General features: G+C 62.8%; 11 protein-coding genes. 6 read left to right on the top strand and 5 right to left on the bottom strand.

Annotation, left to right across the window (positions count from 1 at the left end; all coding sequences use genetic code 11):
• Positions 1-132: 132 nt before the first annotated feature.
• On the top strand, positions 133-780 hold the full coding sequence (locus EN932_RS21280) for a dihydrofolate reductase family protein (RefSeq protein ID WP_127368485.1): 648 nt from the start codon (positions 133-135) through the stop codon (positions 778-780).
• Positions 781-831: 51 nt separating this feature from the next.
• On the opposite strand, the gene ppk2 is transcribed toward EN932_RS21280, so the two are convergent.
• Positions 832-1,752 (bottom strand): polyphosphate kinase 2, encoded by a 921-nt coding sequence (ppk2, locus tag EN932_RS21275; protein ID WP_127368484.1) that lies wholly within the window; start codon positions 1,750-1,752, stop codon positions 832-834.
• A 278-nt stretch (positions 1,753-2,030) separates the two neighbouring features.
• Between ppk2 and EN932_RS21270 the strand changes: the two genes are divergently transcribed.
• The gene (locus EN932_RS21270; RefSeq protein WP_127368483.1) at positions 2,031-3,074 is read left to right on the top strand and encodes an aldo/keto reductase; all 1,044 of its coding nucleotides are present in this window, start codon (positions 2,031-2,033) and stop codon (positions 3,072-3,074) included.
• Between the two features lie 176 nt (positions 3,075-3,250).
• On the top strand, positions 3,251-3,403 hold the full coding sequence (locus EN932_RS21265; protein WP_013532262.1) for a hypothetical protein: 153 nt from the start codon (positions 3,251-3,253) through the stop codon (positions 3,401-3,403).
• Positions 3,404-3,469: 66 nt separating this feature from the next.
• Here EN932_RS21265 and EN932_RS21260 read toward each other — a convergent pair whose 3' ends face one another.
• Both EN932_RS21260 and EN932_RS21255 read right to left on the bottom strand, forming a co-directional pair.
• Positions 3,470-3,703: a DUF982 domain-containing protein gene (locus EN932_RS21260; RefSeq protein ID WP_244506945.1), complete on the bottom strand. Its 234-nt coding sequence runs from the start codon at positions 3,701-3,703 to the stop codon at positions 3,470-3,472.
• 113 nt (positions 3,704-3,816) lie between these two features.
• Entirely contained in the window at positions 3,817-4,482 is a 666-nt protein-coding gene (locus tag EN932_RS21255) for a GntR family transcriptional regulator (RefSeq protein WP_024504688.1), read from the bottom strand.
• Between the two features lie 165 nt (positions 4,483-4,647).
• Here EN932_RS21255 and EN932_RS21250 point away from each other — a divergent pair, with 165 nt between their 5' ends.
• Together EN932_RS21250 and EN932_RS21245 are read left to right on the top strand one after the other, a co-directional pair.
• Complete coding sequence (locus tag EN932_RS21250; protein WP_127367173.1) at positions 4,648-5,907, top strand: multidrug efflux MFS transporter; 1,260 nt, start codon at positions 4,648-4,650, stop codon at positions 5,905-5,907.
• Positions 5,908-5,935: 28 nt separating this feature from the next.
• Complete coding sequence (locus tag EN932_RS21245) at positions 5,936-6,310, top strand: DUF423 domain-containing protein (protein WP_027162433.1); 375 nt, start codon at positions 5,936-5,938, stop codon at positions 6,308-6,310.
• 32 nt (positions 6,311-6,342) lie between these two features.
• Here EN932_RS21245 and EN932_RS38030 read toward each other — a convergent pair whose 3' ends face one another.
• Positions 6,343-6,771, bottom strand: coding sequence for a hypothetical protein (locus tag EN932_RS38030; RefSeq protein ID WP_164753438.1), 429 nt, complete (start codon positions 6,769-6,771; stop codon positions 6,343-6,345).
• 82 nt (positions 6,772-6,853) lie between these two features.
• Here EN932_RS38030 and EN932_RS21230 point away from each other — a divergent pair, with 82 nt between their 5' ends.
• Entirely contained in the window at positions 6,854-7,933 is a 1,080-nt protein-coding gene (locus EN932_RS21230; protein ID WP_127366111.1) for a substrate-binding domain-containing protein, read from the top strand.
• A gap of 2 nt (positions 7,934-7,935) precedes the next feature.
• Here EN932_RS21230 and opgC read toward each other — a convergent pair.
• On the bottom strand, positions 7,936-8,930 hold a 995-nt coding region (gene opgC, locus EN932_RS21225), incomplete at its 5' end, for an OpgC domain-containing protein (RefSeq protein WP_128369048.1).

The following is an 8,930-nucleotide window of genomic DNA, read 5'->3' as shown; positions in this document are numbered from 1 at the left end:
GGGAATCCATAGCGAGGGCCACTTGACCGTTGCGTGGGCTTCGTTTGAGCTTGAAAATACCGCTTGCAATTCACAATCGGTTTGTTACAAAAAACTGCTTGCAAAACACAATCGGTTATCGAGGAGGCTCGCATGTCCAAACTTCGCGTCAACGCTTTCACCCTATCGCTCGACGGCTATGGCGCCGGTCCCGATCAGGATCTGCAAAATCCGCTCGGCGTCGGTGGGGAATCCTTGCACAAGTGGTTTGTCGACACCCGCACCTTCCGCGAGATGGTGCTCGGACAAGATGGCGGCACCACCGACGTCAACGAGGCGTTCGCGGCGCGCAGCTTCGAAAATGTCGGCGCCTGGATCCTCGGCCGCAACATGTTCGGACCGATCCGCGGCGAATGGCCTGACGACAGCTGGAAAGGCTGGTGGGGCGACAACCCGCCCTATCATGTGCCGGTTTTCGTGCTGACCCATCACAAGCGGGAACCGATCACGATGGAGGGCGGCACCACTTTCCACTTCGTCATCGACGGCATCCATTCAGCTCTTGAACAGGCCAAGGCTGCCGCTGGCGGCAAGGATGTGCGGGTCGGCGGCGGCGTCGCCACCATACGGCAATATCTGCAGGAAAAACTGATCGACGAGATGCATCTGGCGATCGCGCCGGTGCTGCTGGGCACGGGCGAGAACCTTTTTGCCGGCCTGGACATGCTCAAGCTCGGCTATATCTGCAGCGAGCAGGTGGCGACCCCGCTCGCAACGCACGTCACCATCAAGCGGGCGTAAGGTGGAGAGCCAATCTCCCCCCTCGTGGGGGAGATCGCAGCTTCGTCTGCCTCAATACTTCTCCGGTACGTAGAGCTCGCGCGGCAGCACCTGGCGTTCGTATTCGGGGTTGAAGACGCGCTCCGGCAAAGTGATCTCCTCGTGCGGCACTTCCTCGTAAGGCAGCTGCTTGAGCAGATGGTCGATGCAGTTCAGCCGCGCGCGTTTCTTGTCGTTGCCCTCGACGATGAACCAGGGCGCTTCCGGGATGTTGGTGCGGGCGAAGGTCTCTTCCTTGGCCTTGGTGTACTGCTCCCAGCGCACGCGCGACTGCAGGTCCATCGGCGACAGTTTCCACTGTTTCATCGGATCGTGGATGCGCATCAGGAAGCGCATCTGCTGTTCCTCGTCGGTGATCGAGAACCAGTATTTGACCACGGTGATGCCCGAGCGGACCAGCATGCGCTCGAATTCCGGCACGTCGTGGAAGAATTCTTCGACCTGATCGGGCTGGGCAAAGCCCATCACCCGCTCGACGCCCGAGCGGTTGTACCATGAGCGGTCGAACAGCACGATCTCGCCGCCGGCCGGCAGATACGGGACATAGCGCTGGAAATACCATTGCGACTTTTCGCGCTCCGTCGGCGCCGGCAGTGCGACGACACGGCAGATGCGCGGGTTGAGGCGCTGGGTGATGCGTTTGATGACACCGCCCTTGCCGGCCGAATCGCGTCCCTCGAAGATCACCACCAGCTTCTTCTTGTGGTGGGCGACCCAGGACTGCAGCTTGATCAATTCGGACTGCAGGGTGATCAGGTCGCGAAAATACTGCATGCGATCGATCGAAGGCGGATGCGAGTTCTTGTAGATCTTGGCGATCTCCATCGACAGCGCCGGCTCCGACATTTCGAGCTCATAGTCTTCGTCAAGCGTGTCGGCGAGCTCGGCTTCAAGCCAATCCCTGGCCGGAGAATTCTGTTTTAGCTCGGTCATTATCGGCTGCTCCACTTGCAAGCTCTGTCGATCCACGTCCGGCGCCCCAAACTCCCGGCCTACAGCCCGGGAACGGCAACACCTGAGCCGACTTCCATATAGGCCTGCAATGACGGTTTTATTGCAGCGCGAGCATGGTCACCGCCGCCGTCGGTCCAGCCAGGCATGATCGATCCGCCGCGCTGGCATGGAGACACGTCGCCCAAATTGTCCTACAAATAGCGGCCACTTTCGGGCGCCCTCCCCAGCCCTTTCCCAATGCAATCGCGAGGACCGACATGGAATACCGCACCCTCGGCCGTTCCGGCCTGAAAGTATCGACACTGACCATGGGGACCATGACGTTCGGCGGCGCCGGTGCTTTTTCGGCGGTTGGCAAGACCGATCTCGACGAAGCGCGCCGGATGATCGATCTCTGTATCGACGCCGGCATCAATGTCATCGACACCGCCAATGTCTATTCGAACGGCATTTCCGAAGAAATCATCGGCGAAGCGCTCGGCGGCAAGCGCAAGGGCGACGTGCTGATCGCCTCCAAGGCACGGATGCGGATCGGCAAAGGTCCAAACGATGAAGGCCTGTCGCGCCATCACCTGATCCGGGAATGCGAGAAGAGCCTGAAGCGGCTCAAGACCGACGTCATCGACATCTATTTCCTGCACGAATGGGATGGCGTGACGCCGCTGGAGGAAACCATCGGCGCGCTCGACACGCTGGTTGCCCAGGGCAAGATCCGCTATGTCGGCTGCTCCAACTATTCCGGCTGGCAGGTGATGAAGGCGCTCGGCATCAGCGACAGCCGTCATCAGCCGCGCTTCATCACGCAGCAGATCCACTACACGCTGGAAGCGCGCGAAGCGGAGTACGAACTGCTGCCGATTTCCGTCGACCAGGGGCTGGGCGTTCTGGTCTGGAGCCCGCTTGCCGGCGGATTGCTGTCCGGCAAATACCGCCGTGACAGCCCCACCGCCCGCCAACTCGCGGGCTGGTCGGAACCACCGATCCGCGACGAGGACCGGCTGTGGCGGATCGTCGATGTGCTTGTGGAGATCGGCGCGCAGCGCGGCGTGTCGGCAGCGCAGGTGGCGCTGGCCTGGCTGCTTGGCCGGCCGTCCATCAGTTCCCTGGTGATCGGCGGCAGGACGGAAACGCAGTTCCTCGACAACATCGCGGCGGCAAGCCTGGTGCTTTCGGGCGAGGAGCGCGAGCGCCTCGACGCGGTCAGCCGGCCGCCCTTGCTCTATCCCTACTGGCACCAGCAGCTGACGGCAAAGGACCGCTTTGGTGCCGCCGATCTGGTGATTGACCGAAGCGGCATCTGATCGGCAAATCGACGGCGATAGGTATCGCCGCCGCAATGATGGGCGTGGCCCCATCATTGCGGCGCGCATCTTGCAAGCCTGGCCATCATCGACGCACTATCGCTTCAGCTGTTGTGTTTGACGGCTAATGCTCCTAGGCAGGACCAGAGCCGCGAGGCAGTGAAAAAGGAGCCGATATGGCGCGACCACCAAACTACGATCAGGAACGCAAGGAACGCGACCGCCAGAAGGCGGCCAAGAAGGCCGAGAAGCTGGCAGCCAAGGTTGCAGCGAGGGAACGTTCGAAGCCCGAAGACGAGACTGAAGCCGAAACCGAAACGGCAAAGTGACGGCAAAAGGCCCGCAGATGCGGGCCGTGCCTCAATCCGGATTGCCGCCTCGGATGTCGCCTTGTGTCAGGCCGGCGCCTTGTCGCTGACAAAGACGTCCACTTCGCGCGCCGCCGCAATGAAGGCGCGCCTGGCGTTCATCGCCGGCTTGTCGCCGGCGAGTGCGTCATGGCAGGCCTGCAGGGCCGCGCGATGCTTGGGGCTGCGCTTGCCGGGCCAGCTGTTGAGGAGGTAGTCGGAAGCCTCACGCGCCGTGCGCAAGAGCTGAGTGCTTCCCGCCGCGACTGACTTCACAGTCACAGGTGTTTCAAATCGGTTGTTTTCCATCGCCGCTCCTTACGCCATCGGCGTCTGCGAAGCGAGGGCGAAAGTGCGCACACGTCCAGACGCCGCTTTGCGCCCCTTCATCCGCCTTAAGCAGCAACGACGGCAAAGCCTCTGGCGCGAAGACCGCGCCGATCGTTGGCGAGCGACGTCACCAGCCGGTCGCGGCTGCCGACGATGTGGACCGAGAGCAGGCGCGCGGCTTCATCGGCGTCGCCACGGCGTGCCGCCGCCAGTATGGCGCGATGTTCGGCCCAGGCGCGGCTGAGGGCCGCTTCGTCGCGAACCTCCAGCCAGCGCGCCCGTGACAGGCGTGTCATGGCATCACGGACCGCCCGGAACAGGAATTCATTGCCCGACAGACGCGCCAGTTCGATGTGAAAATCCATGCCGACGCGATGCCATTCCTCGCGCGGCGTGTCGTTGTCGCAGGATTCGAGCATCGCCTGGATGACATCGATGGCGCTCCGGTCCGCCAGGCTGCATGTCAGGCGAACTGCCGCAACCTCGACCGCCTCCCTGTAGACGGCGATCTGCTCGAGTTCAGCCAGATTGATCGGCGACACCGTCCAGCCGCGCCCGTCCCTGCCGACCAGCCCCTCGGTCTCGAGCCGCAGAAGTGCTGCCCTGACCGGGGTTCGCGATGCACCGAAACGGCTCTCGATCCAGCGCTCGGTCAGCTTTTCGCCGGGACCGATCTCGAGGCCCAGGATCATCTGCCGAAGCTGTTTTTCGACGCTGTGCATCTGCGACATTGTCGTTTCCATCTTTTGGCCGTTTGCGATCGTCTTGCCGATCACGTTCGACAGGCTGCATTGACAGCGGCCAAGCTTGCGTCCATGACGTGTACCATCTTGGTATCCCAAATTGGTATCCGCAGCAAGCATCGATAAAAGAGTTGCTGGGACAGGACATACGACATGCAGCAGAGCACGCCCCCGGCGACCGACAGCACCTACAACATCCACTGGCGGCGCAATCTGTTCGTGTGCTTCGCCGGTTCGTTTTCGACGCTTGTCGCCATGACGCTGCTTCTGCCGTTCCTGCCGCTCTATATCGAGCAGCTGGGTGCCGAGGGTCACGCGGCGATCGTGCAATGGTCGGGGATTGCCTATGGCGCGACGTTCTTCGCGGCGGCGCTGGTGGCGCCGCTCTGGGGACGTCTCGGCGACCGCTATGGCCGCAAGGTGATGCTGGTTCGCGCCAGCTTCGGCATGGCCATATGCATGTCGCTGACCGGCATGGTGCAGACGGTCTGGCAGCTGGTGCTGCTGCGGCTGCTCATCGGCTTTGCCGGCGGCTACTCCTCGGGATCGACCATCCTCGTCGCCATGCAGACACCCAAGGAGCGTTCCGGCTGGGCGTTGGGCCTGCTGTCGGCCGGCATCACGGGCGGGGCTCTGGTCGGCCCTCTGGTTGGCGGCGCCCTGCCGCCGCTGATCGGCATCCGCGCCACCTTTCTCCTCTCCGGCGGTGTCATCTTCCTGGCATTCCTGGCGACCACGTTTCTGATCAAGGAGAATCCCCGGCCGAAAACAGCAGACGCCGCAGCGACGCAGAAGCGGAAAGGCGGCTGGTCACAAATCCCCGACAAACGGCCTGTTGTCGCCATGCTGGCGACCGGCATGCTGTTGAGCTTCGCCACCATGTCGATCGAGCCGATCATCACCGTCTATGTGCAGCAGCTCATCGAGGACCAGAGCCGCGTCACGCTGGTATCAGGCGTCGTCATGTCGGCGGCGGCCCTTGGCGCCATCCTGTCGGCCTCGCGCCTGGGCAAGCTCGCCGACCGCGTCGGCCACTGGAACGTCATCATCGGCGCGCTTGCCGTCTCGGCGCTGCTGCTGATCCCGCAGGCCTTCGTCACGCAGAGCTGGCAACTCATCGGCCTGCGCTTCCTGATGGGTCTGGCGCTGGGCGGGCTGTTGCCCTGCATCACCAGCGTGATCCGCCACAATGTTCCCGATGGGGTCGGCGGCAATGTGCTCGGGCTGTCGATCTCCGCCCAATATGTCGGGCAAGTCGCCGGCCCCTTGCTGGGCGGCTTTGCCGGTGGTCATTTCGGCATGCGCTCGGTGTTTCTGGGCACATCCGTCTTGATGGCTGGGGGCGCGGTGTATAACTGGCTGGCACAGTCACGCCGCGAGCAGGACATGCTTGCCAACCCCGGCAAGCCCTGACGGGGTTGGGCGTCACGGGGCCCCAAAAATGAGCACAGCCGAACGACCTTCCGACGACAGCAGCCGTATCCTCGTCCTGGCCGGGGGCCTCTGCGGTGCTGCCGGCGTGGCGCTGTCGGCCGCGGCGGCGCATCTCGGCGGCGCCTTCGTTGGCACCGCCGCATCGTTCCTGCTGATGCATGCGCCGGTCTTCCTTGCCGCCGGATTGCTTGGCGCGAACCGGATCCTGCGCATCGGCAGCCTGATCCTGCTGGTTGGGCTTCTGCTGTTCTGCGGCGATCTGCTGGCCCGCGATTTCATCGGGTCGCGGCTATTCCCGCTGTCGGCGCCGATCGGCGGCACGCTGCTCATTGCCGGCTGGCTGGCGATCGCTGCCTCGGCGCTGGTGCGCGTGCGGTCCTGACGCCCGCCGGCACCAAACGTCGAGCGTGGCGGCTAATCCTGCCGGCGCTCGGGCTTGATGAGCAATTCGCGATTGCGCCGCCGCAGCCTTGCCAACCGATGCCGCTCCGGCCGTTCGGAAGCCGGCGCGATGCCCCAATAGTTGCGATAGATGTCTTCAAATAGATAGCTCACGGGATGCATGATGTGCGCTCCTTTCAGCACTTGAATCGATCCAATCGAGAGGTGCGAAAAACCGACCCCGATCAGCTCCGCTTGCGCTCCACAAGGAACCGCAACTCGCGGACCCATGGGCTGGTTTTGCCGCGGCGCTTCTGCGTCGCGGTGTTCGACGAGATGCTCCAGTCGTTGCGGTAAATGTCTTCGAACAGAAAATTGACGGGATGCATGACACAACTCCCTACTTGATGTTGAATCGATCCAATTCTGCCAGCAGGCGTTTCCTTGGATCGATTCAAACATAGGCCCTATCGAAGCCTCGATCAAGCCAAAATTTGAACCGATCCAACGAAAGTGTTAAATGGGAAGAATTCAGGAGACGAAGATGGCGCCACTTATCTCTGCAAAGACAAGACCGGTCCGGCTGGCGGACATTGCCAAGGCAGCCGGCGTGTCGCACGGCACCGCGTCCAACGTCTTCGCCCGTCCGGAGATCGTGCGCGAGGAGGTCCGTGAACGGGTCAAGGCGGCAGCCGAGGCCATGGGATATGGCGGACCGGATCCCAAGGGCCGGCTGCTGCGCGCCGGCAAGGTCAATGCCATCGGTGTCGCGACCGCGGAACCCCTCTCCTATTTCTTCGACGATCCCTTTGCCCGGGTGATGATGGCCAGCATCTCGCAGGCTTGTGACGCGACCGGTGCGGGGATTTCGCTGGTCTCCGCCGTCAATGGCGAGCAGCTGGCGTGGAACATCCAGAGTGCGCTGGTCGATGGCTTCATCGTTTTCTGTGTCGATGGCGGCTCAAAGCTGGTCCAACTGGCACGTGAACGCAAGCTCCCCTTTGTGGCGCTCGATCTCGATTCGGACGACGACGATGCGGTCGCGGCGATCGGCGTCGACAACATCGCCGGTGCCGGCCTGGCGGCCCGCCACCTGACCGAACTCGGACATCGCCGCTTTGCCGTGCTTACCCTGCCCTGTGCCGACGCAGGCTTCGGCCCTACCACAAGGGAGCAGGTGGAAATGGCCCTCTACTCCGCTACGCGGGACCGCTTGCGTGGCTATTTCGCGGAACTCTCCCGCGTCGACATCGACGTCGAGCGTGTGCCGATCTACGAGACCGTCAATGACGAGAAGAGCGTGTGGGCCGGCCTCGAACATATTTTCGCCGGTGCCGAGGCGCCGACAGCCATCCTGGCGATGTCGGACAGGATGGCGCTCCATGCGCTGGACTGGCTGCGGCAGCACGACATTGCGGTACCGGGCGATGTTTCTGTCGTCGGCTTCGACGGTGTTCCGGAAGGGGCGGTTTCCAAGCCGCCGCTGACCACGATCGTCCAGCCGATCGCCGAGATGGGCCGCCTTGCCGTCAAGGCGATCCTTGAAAATGATGGTTCGTTCAGCCGGCAATCGCTGCCGGTCGAACTCGTGGTGCGGGCCTCATCCGGCCCCTCGCCCACCTGAGCTCAACGGCCCATTCTTGTCGCCATGCCCGGCATCGCGAAGGATGCAGCATGGACGGGCGATGCGGCGCTGTGAGCCGGCCTGCTTTTGGCGGACCAGCCAAGGCCCGATAGCCATTCGAGATAGTAGGCGAGCGCGAACTGCATGACGATGCCGGCCGATATCAACAGGCTGTCATAGGCAAATCCGCCCGGATTGATCAGCTTCAGCACCTGCGCCGCCATTGCAAGCACCGTGCCGGCAATGAAAACCGGCAGCGATCGTTTGCCCAATATGGCAAGCGGATGATCGCGCCCGGTGCGAAACAGATTCGAGATCGCCGGGAATGCCACGATCAGGTAGCTCACTGCGAGTATATGCAGGAGCCTCGGCAGCGACAGGAACGTCTTGTCGAAACCGGTCAGCACCGGAGGCAGGCCAAACCAGGAGATATGCCCCCAAAGCGGGCTGTGCACCCAGACCAGGGCCACAACGGTGTAGGCCAAGGCCGCCCCAACCAGCCAGCGATTGACCGGGATGGTGCCGCCGCGACGCACATGCAGCGTGCCCGCCAGGCCGATGTTGAAAAGGAACTGCCACGACAGCGGGTTGAGAAACCAGAAGCCGGGCTCGGGGTAGTTGGGCGGAGCAATCTGATAAATCCCCGCGACCAGCCACAGGGCGCCGGATGCCACCAGTGCCAGGACCGGCCGATAGCTGACAATGAGCAGGAACAGCGGCGCCAGCAAGAGCAGCACCGCATAGACGGGCAGGATGTTGTTGTAGCCGAGCTGGTGGCCGAGCGTCACGATGCCGATCAGCACCTGCGGCGTATTCTTGATCAACGGCTCGATGTTGATCATCGTCAAAAGCTCCGGCCGCCTGGCAAACACCGCCGCAGCGCAGAAAATGGCCATCACCACCATGGTGGTGACGATGTGGGTGGCATAAAGCACACCGGCGCGGCGCAACATCTTCAAAGTTGCCAGCAGCCGGTTTCCAGGCTGGAATTTCTTGC

Source organism: Mesorhizobium sp. M7A.F.Ca.US.002.01.1.1 (assembly GCF_004022955.1).
Lineage (GTDB): Bacteria > Pseudomonadota > Alphaproteobacteria > Rhizobiales > Rhizobiaceae > Mesorhizobium > Mesorhizobium ciceri.
Note: the sequence above shows the minus strand (reverse complement) of the source record. Positions and strands in the feature narration are given on the sequence as shown.